Source organism: Nocardia crassostreae (assembly GCF_001613405.1).
Classification (GTDB): domain Bacteria; phylum Actinomycetota; class Actinomycetes; order Mycobacteriales; family Mycobacteriaceae; genus Nocardia; species Nocardia crassostreae.
Map to the genome: position 1 here is coordinate 1 of NZ_BDCH01000040.1, position 25740 is coordinate 25740.

At 67.9% G+C, this 25740-nt stretch carries 22 protein-coding genes and 3 pseudogenes; 10 read left to right on the forward strand and 15 right to left on the reverse strand.

Annotated features, from left to right (window positions below; all coding sequences use genetic code 11):
* Positions 1 to 406: 406 nt before the first annotated feature.
* Positions 407 to 868 carry a DUF2231 domain-containing protein gene (locus tag NC4_RS34790; RefSeq protein WP_067547513.1) on the forward strand — a complete coding sequence of 154 codons (462 nt, stop codon included), beginning with the start codon at positions 407 to 409 and terminating at the stop codon, positions 866 to 868.
* Positions 869 to 936: 68 nt separating this feature from the next.
* Here NC4_RS34790 and lexA read toward each other — a convergent pair whose 3' ends face one another.
* Positions 937 to 1665 (reverse strand): transcriptional repressor LexA, encoded by a 729-nt coding sequence (lexA, locus tag NC4_RS34795; protein WP_067547854.1) that lies wholly within the window; start codon positions 1663 to 1665, stop codon positions 937 to 939.
* 273 nt (positions 1666 to 1938) lie between these two features.
* Between lexA and NC4_RS34800 the strand changes: the two genes are divergently transcribed.
* The 3 genes from NC4_RS34800 to nrdR all read left to right on the forward strand — a co-directional run bounded on the left by NC4_RS34800 (position 1939) and on the right by nrdR (position 4326).
* Complete coding sequence (locus NC4_RS34800) at positions 1939 to 2205, forward strand: hypothetical protein (RefSeq protein ID WP_067547515.1); 267 nt, start codon at positions 1939 to 1941, stop codon at positions 2203 to 2205.
* 208 nt (positions 2206 to 2413) lie between these two features.
* The gene (locus NC4_RS34805) at positions 2414 to 3754 is read left to right on the forward strand and encodes a hypothetical protein (protein WP_245722133.1); all 1341 of its coding nucleotides are present in this window, start codon (positions 2414 to 2416) and stop codon (positions 3752 to 3754) included.
* 95 nt (positions 3755 to 3849) lie between these two features.
* Positions 3850 to 4326: a transcriptional regulator NrdR gene (nrdR, locus tag NC4_RS34810; RefSeq protein ID WP_067547518.1), complete on the forward strand. Its 477-nt coding sequence runs from the start codon at positions 3850 to 3852 to the stop codon at positions 4324 to 4326.
* Between the two features lie 10 nt (positions 4327 to 4336).
* Here the strand turns inward: nrdR and NC4_RS34815 are convergent, their stop codons facing one another.
* Both NC4_RS34815 and hrpA read right to left on the reverse strand, forming a co-directional pair.
* Positions 4337 to 4600: a hypothetical protein gene (locus NC4_RS34815; protein WP_067547521.1), complete on the reverse strand. Its 264-nt coding sequence runs from the start codon at positions 4598 to 4600 to the stop codon at positions 4337 to 4339.
* A 43-nt stretch (positions 4601 to 4643) separates the two neighbouring features.
* Positions 4644 to 8971, reverse strand: a pseudogene (hrpA, locus tag NC4_RS34820) (ATP-dependent RNA helicase HrpA).
* A 137-nt stretch (positions 8972 to 9108) separates the two neighbouring features.
* Here hrpA and NC4_RS34825 point away from each other — a divergent pair.
* Entirely contained in the window at positions 9109 to 9756 is a 648-nt protein-coding gene (locus NC4_RS34825) for a Pr6Pr family membrane protein (RefSeq protein WP_067547524.1), read from the forward strand.
* 7 nt (positions 9757 to 9763) lie between these two features.
* On the opposite strand, the gene NC4_RS34830 is transcribed toward NC4_RS34825, so the two are convergent.
* Complete coding sequence (locus NC4_RS34830; protein WP_067547527.1) at positions 9764 to 10219, reverse strand: GNAT family N-acetyltransferase; 456 nt, start codon at positions 10217 to 10219, stop codon at positions 9764 to 9766.
* A 117-nt stretch (positions 10220 to 10336) separates the two neighbouring features.
* Between NC4_RS34830 and NC4_RS34835 the strand changes: the two genes are divergently transcribed.
* Positions 10337 to 11653 (forward strand): serine/threonine-protein kinase, encoded by a 1317-nt coding sequence (locus tag NC4_RS34835; RefSeq protein ID WP_067547530.1) that lies wholly within the window; start codon positions 10337 to 10339, stop codon positions 11651 to 11653.
* A gap of 213 nt (positions 11654 to 11866) precedes the next feature.
* Here NC4_RS34835 and NC4_RS39660 read toward each other — a convergent pair.
* The 6 genes and pseudogenes from NC4_RS39660 to NC4_RS41965 form a co-directional block, all read right to left on the reverse strand.
* Positions 11867 to 12352, reverse strand: a pseudogene (locus NC4_RS39660) (4Fe-4S single cluster domain-containing protein); the annotation flags it as partial.
* Complete coding sequence (locus NC4_RS34840) at positions 12349 to 13254, reverse strand: ComEA family DNA-binding protein (protein WP_067547533.1); 906 nt, start codon at positions 13252 to 13254, stop codon at positions 12349 to 12351. The gene NC4_RS34840 and the pseudogene NC4_RS39660, both read right to left, overlap by 4 nt.
* Positions 13251 to 13487 (reverse strand): DUF2997 domain-containing protein, encoded by a 237-nt coding sequence (locus tag NC4_RS34845; RefSeq protein WP_067547536.1) that lies wholly within the window; start codon positions 13485 to 13487, stop codon positions 13251 to 13253. The genes NC4_RS34840 and NC4_RS34845 overlap by 4 nt, the downstream gene beginning before the upstream one ends.
* Positions 13484 to 13924, reverse strand: coding sequence for a hypothetical protein (locus NC4_RS34850; RefSeq protein WP_067547539.1), 441 nt, complete (start codon positions 13922 to 13924; stop codon positions 13484 to 13486). The genes NC4_RS34845 and NC4_RS34850 overlap by 4 nt, the downstream gene beginning before the upstream one ends.
* 58 nt (positions 13925 to 13982) lie before the next feature.
* Entirely contained in the window at positions 13983 to 14642 is a 660-nt protein-coding gene (locus NC4_RS41960; protein WP_218021378.1) for an AAA family ATPase, read from the reverse strand.
* 9 nt (positions 14643 to 14651) lie between these two features.
* A complete protein-coding gene (locus NC4_RS41965) occupies positions 14652 to 15536 on the reverse strand; it encodes a Ycf46 family AAA ATPase (RefSeq protein ID WP_218021379.1) in 885 nt (294 codons plus the stop codon).
* A gap of 101 nt (positions 15537 to 15637) precedes the next feature.
* Between NC4_RS41965 and NC4_RS34860 the strand changes: the two genes are divergently transcribed.
* Both NC4_RS34860 and NC4_RS34865 read left to right on the forward strand, forming a co-directional pair.
* Positions 15638 to 16696: an AAA family ATPase gene (locus tag NC4_RS34860; RefSeq protein WP_067547542.1), complete on the forward strand. Its 1059-nt coding sequence runs from the start codon at positions 15638 to 15640 to the stop codon at positions 16694 to 16696.
* A gap of 3 nt (positions 16697 to 16699) precedes the next feature.
* Entirely contained in the window at positions 16700 to 18529 is a 1830-nt protein-coding gene (locus NC4_RS34865; protein ID WP_067547545.1) for a vWA domain-containing protein, read from the forward strand.
* Between the two features lie 10 nt (positions 18530 to 18539).
* On the opposite strand, the gene NC4_RS34870 is transcribed toward NC4_RS34865, so the two are convergent.
* Positions 18540 to 18935: a hypothetical protein gene (locus NC4_RS34870; protein WP_157555404.1), complete on the reverse strand. Its 396-nt coding sequence runs from the start codon at positions 18933 to 18935 to the stop codon at positions 18540 to 18542.
* 413 nt (positions 18936 to 19348) lie between these two features.
* Here NC4_RS34870 and NC4_RS34875 point away from each other — a divergent pair, with 413 nt between their 5' ends.
* Both NC4_RS34875 and NC4_RS34880 read left to right on the forward strand, forming a co-directional pair.
* Positions 19349 to 20203: a DUF5134 domain-containing protein gene (locus tag NC4_RS34875; protein ID WP_157555405.1), complete on the forward strand. Its 855-nt coding sequence runs from the start codon at positions 19349 to 19351 to the stop codon at positions 20201 to 20203.
* 265 nt (positions 20204 to 20468) lie between these two features.
* Positions 20469 to 21695 (forward strand): aminotransferase family protein, encoded by a 1227-nt coding sequence (locus NC4_RS34880; protein WP_067547552.1) that lies wholly within the window; start codon positions 20469 to 20471, stop codon positions 21693 to 21695.
* A gap of 83 nt (positions 21696 to 21778) precedes the next feature.
* Here the strand turns inward: NC4_RS34880 and NC4_RS34885 are convergent.
* The 4 genes and pseudogenes from NC4_RS34885 to ahpD form a co-directional block, all read right to left on the reverse strand.
* Positions 21779 to 23370: pseudogene (locus tag NC4_RS34885) on the reverse strand (MFS transporter).
* Positions 23371 to 23552: 182 nt separating this feature from the next.
* Positions 23553 to 24245: a PhzF family phenazine biosynthesis protein gene (locus tag NC4_RS34890; RefSeq protein WP_067547555.1), complete on the reverse strand. Its 693-nt coding sequence runs from the start codon at positions 24243 to 24245 to the stop codon at positions 23553 to 23555.
* Between the two features lie 21 nt (positions 24246 to 24266).
* Complete coding sequence (locus NC4_RS34895) at positions 24267 to 25016, reverse strand: HNH endonuclease family protein (protein ID WP_067547558.1); 750 nt, start codon at positions 25014 to 25016, stop codon at positions 24267 to 24269.
* 152 nt (positions 25017 to 25168) lie between these two features.
* The gene (gene ahpD / locus NC4_RS34900; RefSeq protein WP_067547561.1) at positions 25169 to 25708 is read right to left on the reverse strand and encodes an alkylhydroperoxidase, AhpD family; all 540 of its coding nucleotides are present in this window, start codon (positions 25706 to 25708) and stop codon (positions 25169 to 25171) included.
* Between the last annotated feature and the right edge of the window lie 32 nt (positions 25709 to 25740).

Here is a 25740-nt window from a genome sequence, read left to right on the forward strand (position 1 = left end):
TCCTGAGCAGACCCACCCCGGACACTGTTCGTACATCCCCGGTTTCGCCCCGAGAGCTGGTGGTTTTGTCGCGGTTTCGCCCCGATGGCTGGTGGTCTCTCGTGTCCTCGCTTTGAACTTGGTCATCGTCGCGTGTTCCCGCTGAACTTTGGTCGTCCCACGCGCGTTCGGTACCGGGTTGGTCGCTTACCCGTTTTGCCCCGGCGGGTGGTCGCCCGTCGCGGATTCGCTCCACGGGCTGGGCCTGCGCCTAAGCTTCGTGCCGAAGGCTGGTCGTGGATGCGTCGTGCTCCGCTTCGCCCCGGCGTTCCACGCCGGTTCGTTCGCATCTCGACCGAACCTGGCTCGGTGCGCATACGTTGTTCAGGTATTGCCCGCGATGGCTTACCGAATCGAGGCTGGCTAGATGTCGACGTTTCGTGGACTGCCCACGCATGTGTTGTTGGTGCATGGGTTGGTTGTGCTTGTGCCTTTGACTGCGGTGCTGTTGATCCTGTGTGTTTTGTGGCCTGCGGCTCGGGCTCGGTTGGTTTGGCCTGCGGCGTTATTGGCGGTTGTGGTTGTGGCGCTTACGCCCATTACCACTGAGGCGGGGGAGTTGCTGGAGGAGCGGATCGGCTCGACTCCGGCGATCGAGGAGCACACCGAGTTGGGCGGGACGATGTTGTATTTCGTTGTGCCGCTGTTGGTTGCGGCTGCACTCGTTGTGTTGCTGCACCTGCGGGCGGGGCGGAATCGGCCGGTTGGGCGGGCCTTGGTCGCGTTGGTGGCTGTGCTTGTGGTTGCCGCGGGGGCGGCTGCGACGGTTCAGACCTATCGGGTGGGGGATTCGGGGGCTCGGGCGGTCTGGACGGGGGTTGTGCAGTGAGGGCGCGACTGTCGTGACCCGGCGCCCGGTCTGCGGGGCGGGCGCCGGGTCACGGCAGTGCGGCACGGTCAGATCTTGCGAATGACCGTGACGACCTTGCCGAGGATTTGGGCGTCGTTGCCCGGGATCGGGTCGAAGAGGGGGTTGTGGGGCATCAGCCACACTTGGGAACCGGTGTGTTTGAAGGTTTTCACGGTGGCTTCGCCGTCGATCATGGCGGCTACGATGTCACCGTTTTCGGCTACGTTCTGTTGGCGGACCACTACCCAGTCGCCGTCGCAGATGGCGGCGTCGATCATGGACTGGCCGACGACCTTCAGCAGGAAGAGGGAGCCCTCGCCTACCAGTTCGCGGGGGAGGGGGAATACGTCCTCTACGGCTTGTTCGGCCAGGATCGGGCCACCGGCGGCGATGCGGCCCAGGACGGGGACGTAGGTGGGGATGGGGTGGTCGGAGTCGGTGTCCGACGGTACGGCGCGTAGTTGCGATCCGCCCGAGGTGGCGCGTACGGCTGTTTCGTCCAGGCCCCGGACGTCCACGGCGCGTGGGCGATTGGGGTCGCGGCGCAGATAGCCTTTGCGTTCCAGAGCGCGTAGCTGGTGCGCCACCGAGGAGGTCGAGGTCAGGCCGGCTGCGTCGCCGATTTCCCGGATGCTGGGGGGGTAGCCGCGGTCGCTGACCGATTCGCGGATGACCTCCAGCACCTTGCGCTGCCGGGAGGTGAGATCCGCCCCGGCGCCGGATGTTTCGGGAGTGCCGTCGTCGGCGAGACCGACCGGCCCGTCCTCACCTGCCACACCGCCGTGTTCGCTCACCGCCGCAGTCCTCCGTTCACTGCTGTGTCTCACCGGAATTCGCTCCCCGGACGGCGTGCGTAAGGCCTGCCGGAGAGCTCGTGTCTCGACTGTAGTCCGCGCGGGCCCGGTGATCAAACATCTGTTCGACGCATGTCGCGTGGATAGCTGACATTGTCGGTCCGGCTTGGTAGAAATTCGAACATCAGTTCTTCGAACACATGAGCGAGTCAATCGTCCAGTGCAACCGGTCCCGTCCATTTGGAGGTTTGTTCGATGCGCACGGTGGTCAGCGAATTCGATACTCTTGGAATCGATCTCGGCTTCGACAGCATCCCGTGGGAGCTGCGCGCCGGTGGCGCCCCGACCCGCGGCGCCGAGTCCGTGCAGCGCGCCCAGGCCGGTTTCGCCGCACTCGCCATTGCCGCCCTGGTCAGCGCCCTGGCCGTGGCCGGTCTCATTGGCCTGGCGCAATTGCGCACCATTGAATTCCCGGCCGAGCCCACCCCGGTCGTGGACATCGCCCCCGTCCTGCCTCGCTGATCGCGATCGCCCGCGCCCGCCGCGATCGCACAGGGGATGGTGCGATCGCCGAAGGTTAGCCGTCCGGTCGATAGGGATGGACGGCCAGCGGTATGGCCGAAAATGCAGATTGAAAACTGAAACGCGTTGCTAGCGTGCCCGAGATGTGACAGCGGCTACATTCGCGCCGGTCCGCCCTGGACCGGCGCGCATCTCGACAGGGGGCGCAATGACCATCCGCACCGGCGGAATACGGCTCACCCGCGACAGCGCACGCCGGAATGCGGCCCGGCCGCGACCACTCTCGGGCCGAGCGGGGCGCGGGTCGGGGCGAAGCACGGGCAGACCCGCGCGGGCCCGGCATCTGCTCCGCGGTGCGGTCCTGCTCGCTTCCTTGCTGCTCGGCCTCGCCGCCGCACCCGTGGCGCACGCCGAACCCACCTATGCCGCATATCTGGATCTCCCGTCGGTCAACGGCGACGGTGCGTACGGCGGCGGACTGAACCCGACCCTGCCCCTCGACCCGGACGAACTGCGCACGGCTCTGGACGCGGCCCGCGCCGCGGGTATCCCGCCGACCCGGTATGCCACGCTGCTGCACCAGTATTGGCTGGCCGTGGCCACTCGGAACGCCGATATCGACCTGTCCGGATGGGATCCCGAGCGGGGCGTCGTGGCCAATACCCACACCTTCACCCAGGTTTACGTGAACTATCTGCGGCTCAACAACGAGCATCCGGACTTCTACTGGGTGGGTCTGGCCGGTCTCGCCGGTGGCTCGTTCGCCTCCGGATTCTTCGACATGTTCGATGTCGCCGCCCTGATCGACGTACCGGGCGTCCATCAGCTCGGCGGCGCGGTCGCCGACCTGCTGCGCGGCACACCGGCCGACCTGGCGGATCTGCTGCCCTCCGATATCCGCACCCTCGCGCTCGAGGGCGCGCGGCTCACCGCCGCGGACCTGGCCTGGTACCAGACCCGGCTGATGATCATGCAGAAGCACATCTTCATCGACCAGGTCCCCATGCACGAGGCGTACATCGCCGAGGGGCAGGCCGGTGTCGAGGAGATGTACCGGGCCGGAGTCCTGGACGAGAACGCCATTCTCGCCTGGCGCGGTATCGAGGGCGGCACTCCCGCCGGTCTGGCCGATGCCGCGGTGCGCATGACCGACCGCGAACAGAATCAGATCATCGCTGACCAATGGGACGTCACCTCGCAAGGCCGGGGCGCCATGGGGCGGGTCATGACCTATGTCAGCACCCTCGCGGGCAAGGCCGCCGTACCCGGCGTCCGCGCCCCGGGCGTGTTCGCGCCCATCACCATCTCCGCGGGCACCGCGTCACTGCGCGCCCCGCTCCCGGACTTCAACTGGGCCGACCGCGACACGCGGTGGCACTACATCACCAATGATCTGCTGCCGCGCTACCTGGAACTCTGCGCGAACGAGGCATTCGCGAGACCGATTCTGGCCGAACCCTTCCCGGCCAAACTCGCCCAGGGCAGGCTGCTGACCCGGCTGCCGGACATCCTCGCCGATATGACCCAGCAGTGGCGGGTGACCGTCTGATTCGACCCCCTAACCCGGGCGGACGCACGGTGACCGCGCCCACCCGGGTATCCTCGAGATTGCTGAGGAGCTCAGGCACCGACGAAGGATTCCGGATGCATTGCCCGTACTGTCGCCATCCCGATTCGAGGGTTGTCGACTCGCGTGAGGCCGAGGAAGGCACCGCCATCAGGAGGCGACGTGCCTGCCCGGAATGTGGACGACGTTTCACCACGGTTGAAACCGCGATTCTCTCGGTCGTGAAACGCAGCGGCGTCACCGAACCGTTCAGTCGTGAAAAGGTCATTCGCGGTGTCAGCCGCGCCTGTCAGGGTCGCGAGGTCGACTCCGATGCCCTCAACCTCTTGGCGCAGCAGGTCGAGGATGCGGTGCGCGCCAAGGGCTCCCCGGAAGTGCCGAGCCACGAGGTGGGCCTGGCCATTCTGGGCCCGCTGCGCGATCTCGACGAAGTCGCTTATCTCCGTTTCGCCTCGGTTTACCGATCCTTCAGTTCCGCAGAGGATTTCGAGCGCGAGATCGCCGAGCTACGCAAGCACCGCGAGGAGAACGCGGTAGCCGCCACCTCCACCTAGGCTCGCGCGGTCAGCGCGCCCAGCGGAACGCGATGCCGTAACAGTCATACGTGGTCGCGGATCGGCTGATACCGAAACTGGTGACGCCGGTAGCGGCGCTCGTTGTGATGCGTGCGCCGACAATCCCATCGGCCTGGTCACGGGCGGCGATGTTCTGCATCATCGCCATGGCCTTGGCCAGATCGTTCGCATAGCCCCAGACGATCCAGCCCGCGGTCATCTCGGCGGCGGATCCGGGGACGTGGTCGGTGGTGTACACGGCGGGAAGGGTCATGGACCACCATCGCATTCGGTTCGGACGCGAGTCCATCCCGGATTCAGCGGCGAGGCGGGGGAGCCTTGCGTACGGCGTCGATGGCCTTCTCGATGCGCTTGGCGGACACCGGATATGGCGTGCCGAGCTGCTGGGCGAAGAGGCTGACGCGCAATTCCTCGATCATCCACCAGATTTCGACCACATCCCGGCCGCCTTTGCGACCCTCGGGCAGCGCGGCGACGAGGCGGTCGTAGGCGGCGTGCACCCGATCCAGCTCGGCCATGCCCTGGCGGTCGCGGCCCGAGGACTCGGGTAGCGCCTCCAGACGCACGCGCGCGGCGTCCAGATACCGTGGCAGTTCCCGCAATCGAGCCGGACCCCATTCGGAGATGAAGCCGGGGAAGACGAGATCGTCGAGCTGATGCAAGACATCCTCGACGGCCTCGCCGTCCCGGTGTCGGCCAGCGTGGACCGCACCCGATGCGCCACGGCCAGCGCGGGCACCACCGCGCGGACGATATCGGCGACCGCCGTGGTGAAGCGCGGCCGCACCTTCTCCAGTAGCGCCTGGAACTGCTCGGGCGTGCGCACCGGTCCGCCGTTCGCGGCAATGAGCTCATCGGCGGCGGCCGCGCGGCAGTCCTCCACCAGTGCGTCCAGGGAGCCGTACGGATTCTGGCTCAGCGCAAGGCGATCCACGGGCGGCAGGCTGGCGGTCACGGAGCGGACGGTGGTCGGCAGCGCATTGAGCAACAGGGTGCGGGTGCCGACGCACATGGCGGCGGCCTGCTCGGCCGGTGAGCTCAGCACTCGGACGGCGACGCCTTCGGGCTCGGCGACCAGCGCCGGATATCCGGTAATGGTCTGCCCGCCGACCTGACGTTTGACCGAAGGCGCCAGGGAGCCCAGGGATTCCGAGGTCCAGACCGTGGCCGGTGCGCGTTCGGCGGCCGTGTTCGCCCGCGCGACGGACTTCGAAACCTGCTCGGCAAGGCGGGTTTTCAACTCCGCGAGGCTCTTGCTGCGGGCGATCGGCGCACCCGCCGGGTCGGTGGCCGCGAAGGTCATGCGCAGATGATCGGGCAACCCGGCCGGATCGAGATCGGCGGCGGTAATGGTGACCGAACCCAGTCGCGACAGCTCGCGGGCCAGTCCGGTACGCAGCGGTTCGGCGCGCGGGGTGAGCGCGGCCAGCGCGGCCTGGGCGAAGTCCGGGGCCGGAACGACCATGCGCCGCAACTGTTTCGGCAGCGTCTTGATGAGCGCGACGGCGAGTTCTTCGCGCATGCCGGGGACCAGCCAGCCGAATCCGACGGCCCGCACATGCGCCAGCTGCGCGATCGGAATGTGCACGGTCACAACGTCATCGGCCTGGCCGGGCTCGAATTGGTAGGTGAGCGGGAAGGTCAGCTCGCCCTGCCGCCAGCTGTCCGGGTACGAGGTCGGATCCAGCAGCGCCGCATCCTCGTTTACGACGGTGGAGGCCGTGAAGTTCAGTAGCTCCGGATCCTTGCGCTGCGCCTTCTTCCACCAGCTGTCGAAGTGCCGCACCGACACCACATCCGCCGGGATTCGCTTGTCGTAGAACTCGAACAAGACCTGGTCGTCGACCAGGATGTCGCGCCGCCAGGCCCGATGCTCCAGATCCGCCACATCCTCGAGCAGTTCCCGATTCTCGGTGAAGAACGCGTGCTTGGTCTGCCACTCGCCCTGCACCAGCGCATGCCGAATGAACAACTCCCGCGACAATTCCGGATCGATCCGCCCGAAATCCACCCGCCGCTGCGTAACCAGCGGAATCCCGTACAGCGTCACCCGCTCATAAGCGAGCGCCGCCCCCCGCTTCGACGACCAATGCGGTTCCGAGTAGGTGCGTTTCACCAGATCCCCGGCGAGCCGCTCGGCCCACTCCGGCTCGACGCGAGCCGCCGTCCGCCCCCACAACCGCGACGTCTCCACCAACTCCGCCGCCATCACCCACCGCGGCGGCTTCTTCGCCAGCGATGACCCGGGGAAGATCATGAACTTCGCATTCCACGCGCCCAGGAACTCCCGCGACTCCGCCTCCCGCACACCGATATGCGACAGCATGCCTGCCAGCAGGGCCTGATGAATCGATGTCACATCCCACGGCAGCGCATCATCGGCCGCGGCCAGCGCGGCCAGGTTCGCGAAGCGATCCGCCTCGCCGCGCCCCCGGCCCTGTCCACCCTGGTTCCTGGCGCTCGCGCCACGTCCGCCGGATTCGCCGATCTGGGCGCGTAGCGGATTGGTCGCGGCCCGGGCCCGGCCGCCACTGGCGGGATCGCCCTGATCCGTGCTCCCGCCGTCAGCGCCCATGCCGCGGCCACCCGCGTTGCGTCCGCTGTCGCCACGTCCATCCGCGCCGCCGCGACGACGTCGCGTGCTGGCGCCATGCCGGTCCCCATCGCCGCCGCGGCCGGTGGGCTGCTCGTCGGCGTCGTCGCCCGGGCGGGTGGTGTCGGTGGACCAGCCGAGGCCGCGGGTGATGGTGCGGAGTTGGCCGTGCAGGTCCTGCCATTCGCGGATGCGCAGGTAGTGCAGGAACTCGTCGCGGCACAGGCGGCGGAACTGGTTGGCGGAGAGGGATTTTCGCTGGTCGCCGAGGTAGTCCCACAGGCGGAGGTAGGCGAGGAAGTCGGAGCCTTCGACGGTGAAGCGGGCGTGTTTGGTGTCGGCGGCCTGCTGGTGTTCGACGGGGCGTTCGCGGACGTCCTGGATGGACAGGGCGGCGACGATGACGAGGACCTCGGTCAGGCAGCCGGTGCGGTTGGCCTCGACGAGCATGCGGGCCATGCGGGGATCGACCGGGATCTGCGCCATTTCGCGGCCGACGGGGGTGAGGACCAGGCCCGCGTCCGGAATGTCGGGGCGGGCGTCGTCGGTGCGGCGGCCGAGGGCGCCGAGTTCCTCGAGCAGGGCGATGCCGTCGCGGATGGCGCGATTGTCGGGCGCCTCCACGAAGGGGAAGCTCTCGATATCGCCGAGGCCGAGCGCGGTCATCTGGAGGATGACGGCGGCCAGGTTGGTGCGCAGGATCTCCGGTTCGGTGAACTGCGGGCGCGATTCGAAATCGTCTTCGGAGTACAGGCGGATGGCGATGCCGTCGGCGACGCGACCGCAGCGGCCGGAGCGCTGGCGCGCCGAGGCCTGCGAGACCGGTTTGATGGGCAGGCGCTGCACCTTGGTCCGCAGCGAGTAGCGGGAGATGCGGGCGGTGCCGGGATCGATGACGTAGCGGATGCCGGGGACGGTCAGGGAGGTCTCGGCGACATTGGTGGCGAGCACCACGCGGCGGCCGGTGTGCGGGCTGAAGACCCTGTGCTGTTCGGCGGGGGAGAGCCGCGCGTAGAGCGGGAGGATCTCGAGGCGCGGCAGTTTCATATCGCGCAGCGTGTCGGCGGTATCGCGGATCTCGCGTTCGCCGGAGAGGAAGACCAGGATGTCGCCGTCGCCTTCGGCGAGCAGTTCGCGTACCGCGTCGCCGATGGCGTCGGTCGGGTCGCGGTCCACGACCTCGGTGTCCTCGTCATCGGGATCGTCGGAGGTGAGCGGAACTTCGAGGGACAGCGGCCGGTACCGGATCTCCACCGGATAGGACCGCCCCGAGACCTCGACAATCGGTGCGGGCGTGCCCTTCTCGTCGCTGCCGGAGTCGTCCGTTTGCTTCGTGAAGTGCCGTGCGAACAGCTCCGGATCGATGGTCGCGGAGGTGATGATGATCTTCAGATCCGGCCGCTTCGGCAGCAGCTGCTTCAGGTACCCGAGTAGGAAGTCGATATTCAGGCTGCGCTCGTGCGCCTCGTCGATAATGATCGTGTCGTAGCGCCGCAGCAGCCGATCGCGCTGGATCTCGGCCAGCAGAATGCCGTCGGTCATGAGCTTGACCAGCGTGCGATCCGAGGCCTGATCGGTGAAGCGGACGGTGTAGCCGACCACATCGCCCAGTTCGGTGCCCAGCTCCTCGGCAATGCGCTCGGCCACCGTGCGCGCCGCCAGCCGCCGGGGCTGGGTGTGCCCGATGGTCCCGCGCACCCCGCGCCCGAGTTCCAGGCAGATCTTGGGTATCTGGGTGGTCTTACCGGAGCCGGTCTCACCGGCCACGATCACGACCTGGTGCTCGGCGATCGCCTTGGCGATGTCATCGCGGTGCGCCGAGACCGGCAGCTGCTCGGGATAGACGATCGCGGGTACGGCGGCGCGTCGGGCGTCGACGCGGCGCTGGGCGGCATCGATATCGGCTTCGAGATCGGTGAGATCGCCGCCGCGGGCCTTGTCGAGCCGGCGACGCAAGCGGTATTCGTCGCGGATCGAGAGATCGGCCAGGCGGGTACGAAGCTCGCGAAAGGTGGCGGCGGTCCTGGTCATTGCACCGTCAAGCCTAGCGAAGCCGGGAAATCGGCCGGTCGGCGCGGTGCCGCATACCGCCCAAATAGGATTGCCAGAAGTGTGCTGAATCGGCGTATCGTCCGCGTTCCCGGACCGCCGCGTGCGACGATTCGATCATGAACGGCACAGCTGAAGCGCCCTGGTGGATCCGAGGGTTGCGCCTCGCGTTCGGTGTGCTCGGAGTTTTCACGCTGGCCTGGGGGCCGCTGAAGAACCTCGACAATCCGGCCTACTCCATGGCGAACTACTTCTCCTACTTCACCATTCAGTCCAATATCCTCGCCGCCGTGGTGTTGCTGGTCGGCGGACTGCGCGATCCGCGGGACCGGCGCTGGCGGGTGTTCCGGGGCGCGGCCACGCTGTACATGGTCATCACAGGCATCATCTACGCCGTGCTGCTCGCCGATATCGACGTGCAGATGCAGGGGCAATGGACCAATACGGTGCTGCACCGGGTCATCCCCGTCGTCATGCTGGTGGACTGGCTGCTGGTCCCGGCGGGCATCGGGGTGAGCGTGGGCCTGCTCGGCGCCTGGCTGATCTACCCGATTCTCTACGGCGTCTACACGCTGATCCGTGGGCCGATCGTCGACTGGTATCCGTACCCGTTCATTGACCCGCGTGAGCAGGGCTACCTGGATATGGCGCTCGGATTGGTGGTGATGGTGCTCGTCTTCATGGCGCTGGCCGCCGTGGTGGCCAGATTGGGCGTACTGGTGCACCGCTACTGGGATTCACGCCAAACCCACTACACCCGAGCGTGATTGCCGCTCAGAGGGCGCGCGTCATGAAGATGGAGTACGGGTCCTCGACGTAGTCCGCGAATGGCGCGCACCGGGTGAAGCCGTGGCGCTCGTAGAGCCGCACGGCCGGGGCGAAGAACTCCGGAGCCCCGGTTTCCAGGCTCAGCCGTTCGTAGCCGCGCGCCCGCGCCTCGTCGAGAATGTGGTCCAGCAGCAGCGAAGCCACGCCCTGCCCCCGGAAGTTCGCGGCCGTCCGCATGGACTTGATCTCCCCGTGGGTAGGGTCCAGCTCCTTGACCGCGCCGCACCCGGCCAGCTCCTCGCCTTCCCGGACCGACCAGAAGGTGACCTCCGGCTTGCGCAGCCCCTCCAGATCCAGCGCGTGCACGCTGTCCTCGGGGGAGTGCTCGAACATCTCGGCGACATGGGATTCGAGCAAGGCGATGACCTCGGATCCGGTGAGGTCGTCGAGAACGATGCGCATGGCGGCCAGCCTACGAGACTGGTCGGTCTCCTGCTCGGCGGCCGCCGAACACGGTCATTGCTACGAGAATCACAGCGGTCGTAGCCTGAGAGCGTCACACAGCGGATTGGGGTCGGGGTGGCGTCCAACGAGAAGCCCGGCCGTCTGATCGGTGGGCGGTACCGCTTGGTCGAGGTGCTCGGCGCCGGAGCCTTCGGCGAGGTCTGGCGAGCCCGGGACGAATTGCTCCGGGTCGACGTGGCCGCGAAAAGGATTGCCGGACTACCTGGTCCGGGAGTCGGCGAGCAGATCTTCCGAGCCGCCCGGGAAGCGCGGAATGCGGCACAGCTGCGCGATCACCCCAATGTGGTGGGAGTGCACGATGTGCTGGCCGAGGATGCGGACACGTGGATCATCATGCAGTTGGTGGACGGGTGTTCGCTGCGCGAATACCTCGACCGGAACGGAACACTCACCCGGGAGCACGCGCTCGACCTCGCGCGCCGCCTGCTCGGCGCACTCGTCACCGCGCATGCGGCGGGCATCGTGCACCGGGATATCAAGCCCGCCAACATCATGATGGCCGCGGACGGCGGGGTGCTGCTCGCCGATTTCGGCATCTCCGCGCAGCAGGAAGACACACAGCTGACGGCGACGGGGATCTTCATCGGCACCCCCGCCTATGCGGCGCCAGAGCGTTTGTGGGGCGACGATCGCGGGGCGATCGGCGATCTGTTCTCGCTGGGCGTCACGCTCTACGAGGCGATCGAAGGCAGGCGGCCGTTCGCTGTCGATGCCCGATCGGGAACCGCGCGGGAGCCTACGAAATGTGGCGAGCTCGCCACGCTCGTCATGCGGCTCCTGCGGAAGGATCCGCAACGTCGCCCGACCGCGGCGACGGCGCTCGCCGAGCTGCCGGATCGGATCGCCTCGGCCGCCGCGCCGAATACTCCGGCGCCAATGGTCTTCTCGTGCGTGCGCGCGGGTCGGCGCCTGCCGGGCACCTCTCTCGTCGGGGCTTTCGCGGGTGTGCTGGTCGACATCCCGATCCTCTTGATGGTCACGTTCGTGACGGACGACAAGATGCCGTTGTGGGGACTGCTCGTGCTGCCGGGAGCTCTGGCGGTTGTCGCGCCCTGCGTCGAAGTACCGATGATGTACAGGCAGGCCAAGTGGACACTGACGGTGGACTCGTCGGGGTTGTCGGTCAACCCGAACAGCCGGATCGCATGGCGGCGAATCGAGTTCGTCTCCCTCCATGCCTACCGGATGGCGATCCACATCCGCGAGCCCACCGTCATGGAACGGCGAATCTCGTGGGGCGAGGGAATCGGGTTCACGGCACAGGAGGAATCGACCGAACTCGTTGTCGACCTGTCCTTCCGCAACGCCAAGCCGACATCGATCGTGGCGGCAATGCAGGCCCACCACCCCGACCTGGTGGTGATGCGCTAGCCGAAAGACCCTCGAGCCCTGTGGGTTTCGCGGCGGCGTCCGCCGGTCGCCCCGAACGCCGAGCCCGGCCAGGAGTGCGTCGAGCGTGTCCACATCACTCCACCCGTTCACCGCGATGGTTCCGTCCGTATCCACCCGCACCTCCACCCGATCCGGCGCGCTCACGAACTCCAGCTCGCGATACCGCCCGGTGAGCGCCCGCAACCCCTGATTGGTCGACCCCACCCACGGCCGCACCCGATCGATGAGATCCGCCCGATACGGCCCATCGGCCAGCAGGTCGGTCCGCTCGAGCAACTCCCGGATATCGCGCCGCCGCCGACTCCACACGGTCAGATCGCCGTACTCGTACCCGGTGAACGTCATGACCGACAACCCCCGCGCCTGCGCCGCCGCGGCCAGCCGCGCCAATGGTGCGGCCTGCTCGAACGGTTCACCCCCGAGCAACGTGATCCCCTCGGCCCCGGCCTCCGTCGCCGCATCGAGGACCCGCGGAATCCATTCCCCGACATCCACCACCGTCCCACCCGCCGCCGCCCACATATGCGGGTTGAAACACCCCCGGCACCGAATAGTGCACCCCTGCACCCAGATCGCACTCCGCCGCCCCGGCCCCTCCGCCTCGGTCGCCGCGAGCACCCGACTCACCCGCACCGCATTCCCGGGAACCTCGCCGGGGCACACCGATATCGGAATCACAGATCCAGCTTTCGGCCCAATGCCCGCGCTGGTTGCGGTGTCGCGCCGGTGAAGTCGAGCCGATCCGCGATTCGCCGCAACTCGTGCGGTTTGAGCCCGGATACCGACGCGAACTCCTGCAGATCGCGAATGCCTCCGCTGCGGTCCCGCGCCGCGAGCACTGCCGCCACGGTGTCGGGGCCGAGGGCGAGTGCCGAAAACTGTTCGGCGGATGCGGTATTCACCAGCACGCGAGAGTTCGAGTCGGGAGCGGCGGAGTCCGGAGCAGCAACAAGCGCTCGCGGATCCGGCCATGCGGCAACAGGGGTCGCAGTCGGCGGGTGTGAAGCCCACTGCTGCGGCTGACCGCTGGTGGGCCAGGCTGCACCAGCGGCGGGCGCGCCCGGCGGGGCCCAGCGCCCCTGTGCGTTGCCCGCGACGAAGCCCGGTGCGGCGGGTGCGGCCCAGTAATGCTGGGTGTCGTCCGTCAGCCAGGTCGGTGCCTGGGGTTCACGAATCGGGTTGGGGTAGAGGGGCATCGGAGGATGCTGGCGGGGTACGCCGGACTGGATGCGGTGGAGGTAGTGGGGGTGGGCCAGGAGGGCGTGCACGATGCCGCCGATCCATACGGCGATGAGAGCTCCGGCGCCCCAGTCGTCGATGGTTTGCTGGGTGGGGGTGGGCGGCGCTGCTTTTCCGGATGCGACGTCGTCATCGGTGGGGCCGGACAGGCCCAGGAGGACGAATATGCCGATGGTGGCGGCGAAGTAGACGGCGGCGCTGATCAGCCACGGGCGGTGTTTGGTGCGGACGCCGATGTAGAGGAAGCTCGCCCAGGTCAGGAAGCCGCAGAGGAAGGTGGGGATGATCCACAGGCTGTTCGCGGTGCGCCAGCCGTGGGTGCCGGGGAGCGCGCCGTTCACAGCCGGTCGTCCACCCGGGCGGGATCGACGGCGGGGTCGAGGTGTGAGACCACCGGGGCGGCAGCGGTTTTCCACCAGTCGCCGGTGTATTCGCTGTCGAGGGTGGTGGCTTCGAGCATGTTCTCCAGGATCTGGATGTACGGCAGACGGCCTGCGCCGACGGTGTCATGGGTCTGGGCGCTGACCTGGCCGTCGGCGGCGATGGTGACGGTGATGCGGACCGGCTCGCTCACTGGTTGACCTCCAGGACCATGGTCACCGACTCATCGGTATTGGTGGTTTCCGAGACCAGCGTCATGCCCGCGGCCGGTGCGCGGTCGCGGACCTTGCGCAGGACCTCGGCCTGCACCCGGCGGCCGTAGGCGGCGTCGACGGCGAGCTCGGCGTCCACGCAGCGCTGTTCATCGGTGGTGCCGGTGAAGTGCGCCTGCCAGATGCCCTCGGTATCGCGGCGCAATTGCGCGGCGAGTTCGGCCCATTCGACATCGATGGCATCGGGACCGGTCACGATGGCCCGGCCGCCGGTATCGCCGACGGCGAGGGTGAGCAGCCGCGGATCACGCAGCCGGGTCGAGACGGTGCATACGTTCACCGCCGCAGAACCTTGGGATGCGGCGGCTTTGGCGACCGCGCCGATCGCGAGGGGCAGCAGGATCAGGGAGACGCTCATAATCGGAAGTATTACTACGGCGCTTGTGAATCGCTTATGAAGTTCTTCGCCGCCGTGCCTATTCGATATCGTCCGCGGTCGGCGGCGCGAAGGTCGACGCCGGAACCGCGCGCAGTTTCGCCCATTCCCGCAGGGCGGTGATCTGGGCGTCGTGCAGGGTCGAGAGCGGGACGGTGTTCTCGATGGCGTGGAAGAGATCGGCCGCATCCAGTGGCCGTCGCGCCGAATAGGCGTCGAACAGGCCCGCGATCACGGCCTGCTCGATTTCCGCACCGGAGAAGTCCTTCGAACCGCGCGCCAGATCGGCCAGCAGGCCGGGGGTGAGCTCGAGCCCGGCCGCGGGGCCGATGAGCCGCCGGTGCAGGTGCAATCGCCAGATCGCCTCGCGCTCATCGGCTCCGGGCAGATCCACGAAGAAGATTTCGTCGAATCGCCCCTTGCGCAGGAATTCCGGGGGCAGATTCTCGATATTGTTGGCCGTCGCAATGACGAAGACGGGCCGGTCCTTCTCCTGCATCCAGGTGAGGAAAGTGCCGAAAACCCGTGCGCTGGTTCCGGTATCGCCCGCCGTGCCCGCACCGGCGAAACCCTTGTCGATTTCGTCCACCCACAGCACGCACGGCGCGGACGCCTCGGCCGTCGCCAGCGCCGAGCGCATATTGTGCTCGCTCGCGCCCACCAGCCCGGCGAAGACCCGGCCGATATCGAGCCGAATCAAAGGCAGACCTCATTCGGCCGCAACGGATTTGGCCGTCAGCGATTTACCGCAGCCCGGAACCCCGGTGATCAGCACGCCCTTCGGGACCGGCAATCCGTAGGCGGCGGCCTCGGCCAGCCAGGAGTCGTTGCGTTTGCGCAGCCACGATTTCAGTTCGTCGAGCCCGCCCACATCGGCGAGCGCCGATTCGGTCCGCACCAACTCCAGCAGCCCGGATTTGCGAATCGTCTGCGCCTTCTCGGTCAGCACCACCTCCACACCGGCATCGGTGAGCCGCCCGTCCTGCACCATGGCCAGCGAGAAGGCGTTCTCGGCCCCGGACAGTGTGAGCCCCAGCGCCGCCTTGGTCAGCCGGTCATGACCGTGCGTACCCAGATCGACGGCGACGGTATCGCGATTGCTCGCGATCATGCCGTTGAGCAGTTCGCGGATCTCCGGCTCCCTGGGCAGCGCGAAATCGATTACGGTGACCTCCTTTTCGAGCTCGGGCGGGATGCGCAGCACCGGCGCCACCACGATCACGGTGCGCGCCACCGGCCCGGCGCGGAAATCGCGCACCACATCCCGCAGGGCCCGCACCACCAGCGGTTCGGCCGGACGGGTGCCGTCGCCCAGGAAGGCGTGCAGATCGGTGCACACGAATACGGCGCGCTCACCGACCCGCCGCACGCTCTGCAACATGGCGGCCGGATCGTTGGTATTGCGCTCGGGCAGGCCGCCGGTGCGGCGCAGCCCCTCGGTCGCCGACCAATGCCACGGCGGGCGCGGTGTCTTCAGGGCCGCCAGCGTGGCCGTGATCTCGTCGAGTACCCGCTGCTCCTCGAAGGTTTGGATGTAGAGCAGCGGAAAGCGGGCCTGCAACAGCTGGGTCAGGACGCGGCGAAAGGGGTGCACAGTCGCCGATGGTAGGGAAAATCGGTGGCCGCCGTGCAGTCGCGGACCGTACCGTTATCGCGACGCCCGGAAATGGCGTCGGCAATCGATGAAAGGACACATTGGAAGCGACGGTCACGGTAACCCCGGATCAGTTGCCGGAGTTGCTGCTGCACGTCGCGGTGGTGCGTCCGGTATTTCTGTGGGGCGCCCCCGGAATCGGGAAGAGTTCACTGGTGCGAGCGTTCGCCGATTCACTCGGCCTGGAATGCGTGACGCTGCTGGGCACCCAGTTGGCGCCCGAGGATCTCATCGGCGTGCCCCAGATAGTCGCGGATCGCAGCCGGTTCGCACCGCCGGAAATGATTGCCCGGCCGGAGCCGTACTGCCTGTTTCTGGACGAACTGAATGCCGCGCCCGGCGAGGTGCAGAAATCGTTCTATTCGCTGATTCTGGATCGGCGTATCGGCAATTACGATCTGCCCGCCGGATCGGTGGTCATCGGGGCCGGTAACCGCGCCACCGACAATGCCCTCGCCCGCCCGATGGCCTCGGCGCTGGTGAATCGCATGGTGCACATGCATCTGCGCGCCGATGTGGACGATTGGCTGAAGTGGGCCGCGGACAACGACATTCACCCGTGGGTGGTGGAGTACATCATGCAGCGCCCGGATCATCTGTGGTCGGCGCCACCCAAGACCGAGCAGCCCTTCTCCACCCCGCGCGGCTGGCACATGCTCTCGGATGCCTTGCACTCCTATGGAACCGGGGTCGCGGACGAGGCGCTGTGGGTGCTGGCCTCGGGCACGCTGACCCCCGCGCATGCTTCGGCCTTCCGGGCGTATGTGGAGACGGTGCGGCACGCCTTCGATCTGGAGGCGGTCATCAAGGGTGATACGGCCTGGCCGCGCGATCCGGCCGATCGCGATCTACTGTACTTCCTGTCCGAGACGTTCCGCGCCCGGCTGATCAAAGAATTGCCCGCCTCCCGCGAGCACGCCTCGGCGGGGCTGAAACGCTTTGTGCTGCGGTCGAAGACGATGCTCACCGAACTCGCGGAGATCTCGGTGGAATGCGCCCAGCTGGTCATCGCCACCGATGACGACGGGCTGCCGCTGCTGCTGTCCTGGTACCTGGTGGAGGTCACCCGGGATCTGCCGCGCCTCGCCGCTCGGAGGTGAGCGGTGGCCGCACGGTCGACCCGTAAACGTCGCAAGGTCGCCGAGCCGTGGTACGAGAACGTCCTGGCCGGGTGGCGACTGGTATCCGGCAATCCGCTGTTCCGGTGGGCGGGAAGCCGTTTGATCGAGGGTGAGAAGGAGCTGCCCGCCGACCTCCGGGCCTATATCGACGGGTGGGGTTACGTCGTCTACAACCAGAAGGCGCGAGCACAGCCGGAGGAATGGGCGTGGACCTTCGCGCATCTGCTGCTGCACGCCGGGTTCGGACATCTCGATCCGCGCGAGGTGCCGCCGCGGCTGATGGCTCCGAATAGATTCGACTCCCGCAGGAATCTCGGTGCGTCACAACCGCATCCGGCCTATCGTGCGGCCTGCTGTGTGACCGTCGATCGGTACCTGCTGACCTTGAAGATCGGTCGCCCGCCGGGCGATCTGCCGCCGGGGCCGGGCGGCTCCGACGAGCGGGCCCTGGCCGAGCGCTGGTGTGACGGTGAGGTTCCCGAGCACTACCGGCAGCCGGAGTTCCCGGACTTCTTCATCGCCACGGCCGCGCATGCCGAGAAGGCCGACTACCAGACGAGTTTCGCCGTCGGCGTGGGCCTGGCCGCCCGGGCCGCGCTGGACAGTGCCGGTCACGTTGTCACCCGCGGTCGGCGCGAGACCATGCAGGTGTGGGATCGCGCGCTGAACTGGCTCGTCTCCTCCTATCCGCTGCTGGGTGCGCTGGCGGCGGGCATGAAGATCGTCGCCGACGCGGATGTGGCGCGCGGCTGGGATATTTCGATCGCGGCGGTGAATGCCGAGGCCGCCGAGATCTACATCAATCCGTTCGCCGGGCTGAACGACGACGAGTGGCGTTTCGTGCTCGCTCACGAAATGCTGCACGCCGCCCTGCGGCACGGTGAGCGCGCGGGCTGGCGCGACCACTATCTGTTCAATATCGCCTGCGATTACGTGGTGAACGGCTGGCTGGTCGAGATGGGAGTGGGGGAGATGCCCGAGGGTCTGCTCTACGATCCCGCCCTGAAAGGTCTTTCGGCGGAACAGATCTACGACCGCATCACCGGAGACCTGCGCAAGATGCGCAAGCTCGCCACACTTCGCGGTAAAGGCCGCGGCGACATCTTCGGAGAACCCTTGCCGCACGGTGGTTCTCCCGGCCGCTACATCGACCTGGACGAGTACTACCGCGGCGCCCTCGCCACCGGTCTGGCCTACCACCAGAACAGCGGCCGCGGCCTGCTGCCCGCCGGACTGGAACAGGAGATCCGCGCCCTCGACCAGCCCCCGCTGCCGTGGGATGCGCAACTGGCGCAATGGTTCGACGAGCACGTCCCCGCCGTCGAGAAGCGCCGCAGCTACGCCCGCGCCTCCCGCCGCCAATCCTCCACCCCCGATATCCCGCGCCCCGCCTGGGTGCGCCCACACGACGCGGTCCGCCTGCCCACCTTCGGCGTGGTCCTGGACACCTCGGGTTCCATGGACGTCCGCCTCCTGGGCAAGGGCCTCGGCGCCATCGCCTCCTACGCCCGCGCCCGCGACGTCCCCAGCGCCCGCGTGGTCTACTGCGATGCCGCCGCCTACGACGCGGGCTACCTCCCCGTCGACGACATCGCGGCGAAAGTCCGTGTCCGCGGCCGCGGCGGCACCGTCCTGCAACCCGGCATCCGCCTGCTCGAACGCGCCGAGGACTTCCCACCCGACGGCCCGATCCTCATCATCACCGACGGCATGTGCGACGTCGTCCGCGTCCGCCACGAACACGCCTTCCTCATCCCCGCCGGAGCGTCACTCCCATTCCGCCCGCGCGGCCCCGTCTTCCGCATGCGCTGACCGCCCAGCGCTACTGCCGGACGCAGTCGAGCACCTCGCTGCGATACCCATCGTCCCGATCCAGCGCATCGTGATAGGTCTGACGCACCGTGCACCGCACCCGCTCTCCCACCGCGATCCCCTCGGGCAGCCGTGACGTGGGCAGCCCGTACAGGAAGGAATCCACCAGCGCATCGTCCTCCGCCGTTCCGGGCACGCTCCGCAACTGCACCTTCCCGGTCATGAAGTCCACGCTCTCGACCACGAATTCCATATGCCCGGCCCATTTCCGCTCCACCTCCTGCGGAAAACACGACACCGCCACCACGGCCGCCATCAACAATCCGGCCAACCCCGCGACCACGAACGTCACCACCCGCGACCACACCCGCCCACCGTCCGACATCCCGTGCGTCTCCGGCCACATCGGACACCTCCAGGTCTCGACCACCGACCGCGGCGCAGCCCCCAAACCGTGGTCTGGTCAGGCACATCGGACTCCCTCCCGAACGGCCCCGCCTCACCCATGGTCCCACCGCCGGACCGCCCCTGCCCGCCCACGACCGGTGGTTCCCGATCAGTACGAATATCGAGATCCGCCCGCGACCGCGCACGGAACGGGCCGCCCTGCGATCTCCAACGGAGACGTTCCGCCGCACCTCCATCGCTGCCATCCCGGGTACTCGCGGAGTTGCCTGGGAGGCTGCTCAGTGGCGCGGGAATGGCAGTATTTCGTCCGATTTGCTGCCACTGATACGCAGTCGCTGCCATTTCGGCTGCTTCCGGTCGGAGTCCGGTGCGAGCATGGAGGGGAACCGGTCGCCGCGAGAGGTGGTGGGTGTGACGGTATTCGTGCAGGAATACGACGTGCTGCGGTGGTTGGTGGTTGCCGCGTTCGGGGTGGCTGTGGTGATCGTGGTGGGGCGGCTCGCGGGGGCGCGGCCGGATGCCGCGGGGGCGGGCGGGGGCGGGGCTGTGGTCGGGGACGGCGCTCCAGGGGTGACGTGTGCGCGCGCTGTTTTGACCGAGGGAGTGGCGCTTTCATCGGCGGCGGGAGGAATGGCGTTGGGGCGCAGGGGATTCCGTGCTGTTGACCTGGAATCGGATGCGGCGCATCTGCTGATGTGCCTGGTGATGCTGGCCATGCTGGTGTTTCCGGCGGCGGCCGATCCGCGGGCGGTGCGGGGCGTGCTGACGGCCATGACGGTGGTGTTCGCGATGCTGCTGGTCGGGCGGACGCTCCAGCGGCGCAGTGCGGGCGGGGATTCCGGGATGATGCCCTGGGGTTCGGGTGCCGTGGGTCGGGGATCCGAGTCCGGCCTTGGGCGGGCGGGGTTCGTGGCCGTCCCCGGCGAGCGCGAGGGACTGCCGAGCGGATATGCGGCGCGGTCGGGGGAGAGCGTGACGGCTTTCGCCTATCACGTCGTCGCGGCGGCGGCCATGTTGTACGCGATGAGCGGGCACGGGGGCGGTCATCACGGGGCTGCGCCGACGCCGTGGGTGATGCTCGGACTGGCGGTGCTGTTCGCGCTGGACGCGGTGCTCATGGCGGCGCCGGGGTCGAGACGGGCCTTGCGGCATGTGTTTCCGCATCCGGTGGGGGCGAGTGGGCCGCTGGCGGTGGTGCCGCACGTGGTGATGGATCTGGGGACGGCGTACATGCTGGTGGCGGCGGTCGCAGGCGGAATCGGATAGGTCGTCCGGGTGGCATTCACCTGGAAGCGGTGCCCTTGGCCGGGCGGGTGGTGCGGCATGTGCCGCCGTGTCGGGCTGGCGAGCGGGTGAGCGGCGATGGCGATCGATCTTCGTCGCGGTGTGCGTGCCGGTGGCGGCGGGTGCGGGGGGAACCGGGCGGTTGGTCAGGGGGTAGTTGGGGCTGTTCACGGGGGTGGTGGTGTGATGGTGAGGAGAGAAATCGGGTTGCCGCGGGGTGGCCCGTGTCGGGTGATGGAGGTGCTGGATGGGTTCGCTGTGGCATGGCTTCGCCGATATGGGCGCGGTCGAGCGGGATGGTGCGTTCGTGGTGGCGCGGGGTGCGGGCGCTTACATCTGGGATGAGGGTGGCAACCAGTATCTGGACGCGACGGGCGGGCTCTGGTTCGCCAATGTCGGGCACGGGCGGCGCGAGATCGCGGATGCGGTCGCGGCGCAGCTGACCGATATCGCGCACTACTCGAACTTCGGGGATCTGGCCTCGCCGGTCACCCGGGAGCTGGCCGAGCGGCTGTCCGCGATCGCCCCGGTGCCGGGCAGCAAGATCTTCTTCACCTCCGGCGGGTCCGACAGCATCGATACGGCGGCCAAACTCGCGCGGCGGTACTGGCACGAGAAGGGGCGGCCGGACAAGACCCTGCTGGTCGCGCGGCAGAAGGCCTATCACGGCATGCATATCGGCGGCACCGCGCTGGCCGGGCTGCCGCCCAACCGCGAGGGCTACGGGGAGTTCATGCCCGATACCCGCACCGTCGAATGGGATCAGGCCAAGGCGCTCACCGCCCTGATCGAAGAGGTCGGCGCGGAGCGCATCGCGGCCTTCTTCGCCGAGCCGATCATCGGCGCAGGCGGGGTCTACCTGCCGCCGCAGGACTACCTGACCGAGGTGCGCCGCATCTGCCGGGAGAACGACATCCTGTTCGTGGCAGACGAGGTCGTCACCGGCTTCGGCCGCATCGGCGGATCCTGGTTCGCCTCCTCGCGATTCGATCTGCAGCCCGATCTGATGACCACCGCCAAGGGCCTGACCTCCGGCTACATTCCCATGGGCGCGGTCTTCATCGCACCGCACATCGCCGAGCCGTTCTTCGCGGGCGGCGTCTGGTGGCGGCACGGCTACACCTACGGCGGGCACGCGGCCGCCGCGGCCGCCGCCATGGCCAACCTGGACATTATCGAGCGCGAGAACCTGCTCGACGCCAGCAAGAATCTGGAATCGCTGCTGCACGAGCACTTCTCGCCGCTGGCCGCGCACGCCCGGGTGTCCGAGGTGCGCAGCGGCCTGGGCGCGGTCGCCGCGGTGCAGCTGGCGGATCCGAGCGAGGCGCTCGGCATGGTGAAAACCCTGCGCGCGCACGGCGTCTCGACCCGCGCCGCCGGTCAGGGCGCGCTGCAGATCTCGCCGTCCTTCGTCATTACCGAGGAGCAGATCGTGGAGCTGGCGGCGCGCTTCACCCGCGCGCTCGACGCCTGAGATTCGACATACGTACGGCCCGGACGCTTTCGAGCGTCCGGGCCGTCTATGTAAGGCGGGGAAGTGCCCTTCGTGACCAGAGGTCAGTGCCCTTCGTGTCCGGGCAGTTCTCCGGCCGGAATGTGCTTCAGCTTGATCAGCGCGATCGCGCCGATGAGCGCCGCGGCGACCGTCGCGATTCCCGCGGTCAGCTGCACGCCGTCCACGAATGCCTCCCGAGCCGCGGTCAGCACGGCCGATCCGAGTTGCTCCGGCAGCGAATCCGCCACCGCCACGGCCGCGCCCAGTGTGTCGCGAATCGACTGCGCGGCCTCCGCCGGTAGCCCGGCGGGCAGCGAATCGGCCAGGTCGCCGCGATAGATCGCGACGCTCAGGCTGCCCAGAATCGAAATGCCCAGCGCACCAACGATTTCCGCGCCGGTCTCGGACAATCCGGAGGCCGCCCCCGCCTGCTCGGGCGGAGCCGAGCCCACGATGAGCTCGGTGGTGATCCCGAACACCGGGGCCAAGCCCAGCGAAATCAGCAGCGAGGCAACGATTGCCAGGGCGGGGCCGGTGCCCAGGCTGACCTGGGTCAGCAGCGCCAGCCCGACCGCCGAGGTCGCCATACCGCCGCCGATCAGGTACGCTGGGCGCACGAATCGAACGATGCGGGGCGCCAGCTGCGAGCCGACGATGAAGCCCAGACCGGACGGTGACATGGCCAGGCCCGCCTGCAACGGCGACATGCCGAGCACCAGCTGGAAGTACTGCCCGACGAACAGGAAGTACCCGAAGGCCACGAACACGCCGATCACATTGATGCCCAAGGCCGTCCGGAATGCGCTCAAACGGAACAGCCGCAGATCGAGCATGGGATCCGGACTGGTCAGCTGCCGCCGCACGAACAGCGCACCGACCGCCAGTCCACCGGCCAGCGCGGCCAGCGCCACCACGCCGACGCCATCCTGGGCGATCTTCTTCATGGCGAACACCAGCGCGATCATGGTGACCACCGACAGCGCCGCCCCGACCAGATCCAGCCGCCCGGCCTCCGAATCCCGGAACTCCGGCAGCACTTTCGGCCCGAGCGCCAGCAGCAGCGCCATCACCGGCACCGCCAGCAGGAACACCGACCCCCACCAGTAGTGCTCCAGCAGCACGCCACCCGCCAACGGCCCGATCGCACCGCCCGCGGAGAACGCGCCCACCCACACGCCAACCGCCACCGACCGCTGCCGCGCATCGCGAAACATATTGAAGATCAACGATAGTGTGGACGGCGCCAAGGTCGCCCCCGCGATCCCGAGCACGGCACGGCACGGCACAGTATGAGTATCTCGGCGGTAGGCGAAAACGCCGCCACCACCGACACCACGCCGAAGGCCGCCGCCCCGATCAGCAGAATCCGCCGCCGCCCGATCCGATCCCCGAGCGTCCCCATGGTGATCAGCAGCCCGGCCACCATGAATCCGTAAACGTCGATGATCCACAGCAACTGCGAACTCGTCGGATGCAATTCGGCACTGATCATCGGCACCGCCAGATGCAGCACCGTGAGATCCATGGCATAAACCAGGCAGGCCAGCGCCAGTACGCCCAGTCCGATCCATTCCCGCCGCCCGGCCAGAGGCTCGGCGTGGGTGGCCGAGTCAGCGGATAAGGCAGTTCTTTCCACGGCGGGTAGTCCTTCCATCGGGAGCGTGCAACTGCCGGTCATGACGTCGCGATCCCCATGATTTCATCGGTTGCTGACACTTCCGGGCAACCGATTTTCCGCGCGCGCACGCCGACTTCAGGGGCAACCGCCCTGCTCAGTGAGCTATTCCTGAAGTCGTCCGATGATCAGATGAGAACTGTACGGTTCGCTGCGCCCGGCTAAATGACCACCGGGTGGTCGGGGACGCAGCGGCCGCCGAGGCGGACCCAGCCGTCGGAGTCCCATTCGGTGAAGAGTTGGGAGCCTTCGCCCTGGGTGATGTGGAGGCCGCGGCGGAGGCGGGCGGTGAGGGCTATGGCTGCGGCGCCGGTGGCCTCGTCTTCGGCGATTCCCATGGCGGGGGCGAACATTCGGGTGCGGACGGCGCCGCGGTCCTCGTTGGTCCAGCTCCAGACGTAGTGCTGGCCCTCGGCGAAGTCGGCCGGGTCCAGGGTGAGGAGTTCTTCGGTGTCGGCGAATTCGTGGAAGGTGAACTTGGGGGTCCACTCGGATTTGGCGCGGACCCAGGTCATTCCGTCGGTTCGGGCGATGTCGACCGGTCCGGCGGGGACGTCGAGGACCGTGATCGGGGAGCCCTGGGTGGCCAGCCACCAGGCGGCGCCGACGGTGGGGTGACCGGCGAAGGGGAGTTCCACGGCGGGGGTGTAGATGCGCATGCGGGCGCGGTCCGCGGCCGGTGGGTCGACCACGACGGTTTCGCTGTAGCCCAGGCGCGAGGCGAGGGCCTGGTGATCGATTCCGGTGACGTCGGCGCTGCGCGCGATGCCGAGTGGATTGCCGAATCGGCCCGCCGCATCGGTGAAGACGCGGATCACCTCGACCTGTGTGCCATCGCTTTCCGGGGTACCCATGGTTGCCGAGCTTACCGATGGTTATCGGGTAGCGGGAGGCGCACAGGAATTCAGCATGTCGGCCAGGGCCGACTTCTCGGTGGGCTGCACCGTCAGGCCCCAGCGTTGTTTGACCCCGACCCAGCGCCGCGCGTAATCGCACCAGTACTCCGGGCGCGGCCGCCACTGATCGGGAGTCTTGGAACCCTTGTCCTGATTGGCCTGCTTCTGCACGGCGAGCAGATTGCCGATGTCGTTGGCGAAGCGCTCGCGGCGTTCGGGCTGCCATTCCGAGGCCCCCGAACGCCACGCATCGCCCAGCGCGACAACATGATCGATCTCGATGCCGGAGGCCTTGAAGCGGTCGTAGGGCAGCCGCTCGCCGGAGTAGGGATCGACGAGCGTCCCGGACAGCACCATGCACGGATTGCTGTCCGCCAGGCGCACATCCGTCAGATCGCGCTTCATGACGTCCTCGCGCGCGGTGCAGCCGTCGACGAGCTTGGGCTCACCGCCGTGACCGGACCAGCCGGGCCCGAAGGCATTGCGCTCGTAGGACTCCCAGTTGCGGTTCCAGGCGACGGTGAGCCGGTCCAGATCGCTGCGCGCCTGCTGTGGGTCGGGCAGCGGGGTGCTGGTCGGATCGGCTCCGGCGGTACTGCCGGTGGATTCGGGCTCCCGCGTGTTCAACCAGAGTGCGAGTCCGCCCGCAGCCAGCGCGATGAGCACGACCGAGGTGGCGAAGAACCTGCGCCACCGACGCCGGGCGGGGGTCCGGGTGCGCGTGGGCATGCGGGGGAGTCTAGGTCGCGAAACCGGACGATCCGGTCAATGTTGCGGAGCGGTGACCCGCTTGCAGCTATCTGTTCGCAAATACGACGGAGGCTGTGCACCACATGGATGCACAGCCCCTGCCGGAATGCTTGCGATCGAATCGAATCGCTTTAGACGGCCGCCCCCGCGAGCGCCTCCGTGGTCGCCACGGCCTGGCCGACACCGGCCACGATCGCGGCCACACGCAGCGACTCGAAGATCACCTCACGTGATACGCCCGCCTCGCGCAGGACGTTCTCGTGCGCCTCCAGGCAGTGCGCGCAGCCGTTGATCGAGGAGACCGCGAACGACCACAGCTCGAAATCGACCTTGTCCACGCCTGGCGTGCCGATGATCTGCATGCGCAGACCGGCCCGCAGGTCGTCGTAGCGACCGCCCAGGAACGCCTTGCCGCGGTAGAACATATTGTTGATGCCCATGATCGAGGCGGCGCCCAGGGCGGCGTTGTACGCCTCCGCCGACAGCGTGTCGGCGGCCTCTTCGGCGATCTCCCGCAGCGTGGACGCCGAGCGGGTGGCCGCGGCCGAGGCGAGCAGGGTGCCCCACAGCTGCTGCTCGGTCAGCACGGTGGTGCGTGCGATCGAGGACAGGTTGAGCTTGAGGTCCTTGGCGTACTCGGGGAGCGAGTTCTTCAGGTTTTCGATGGTCACGCTGAAACTTCCTTTAACCGTGTCGGACTGAT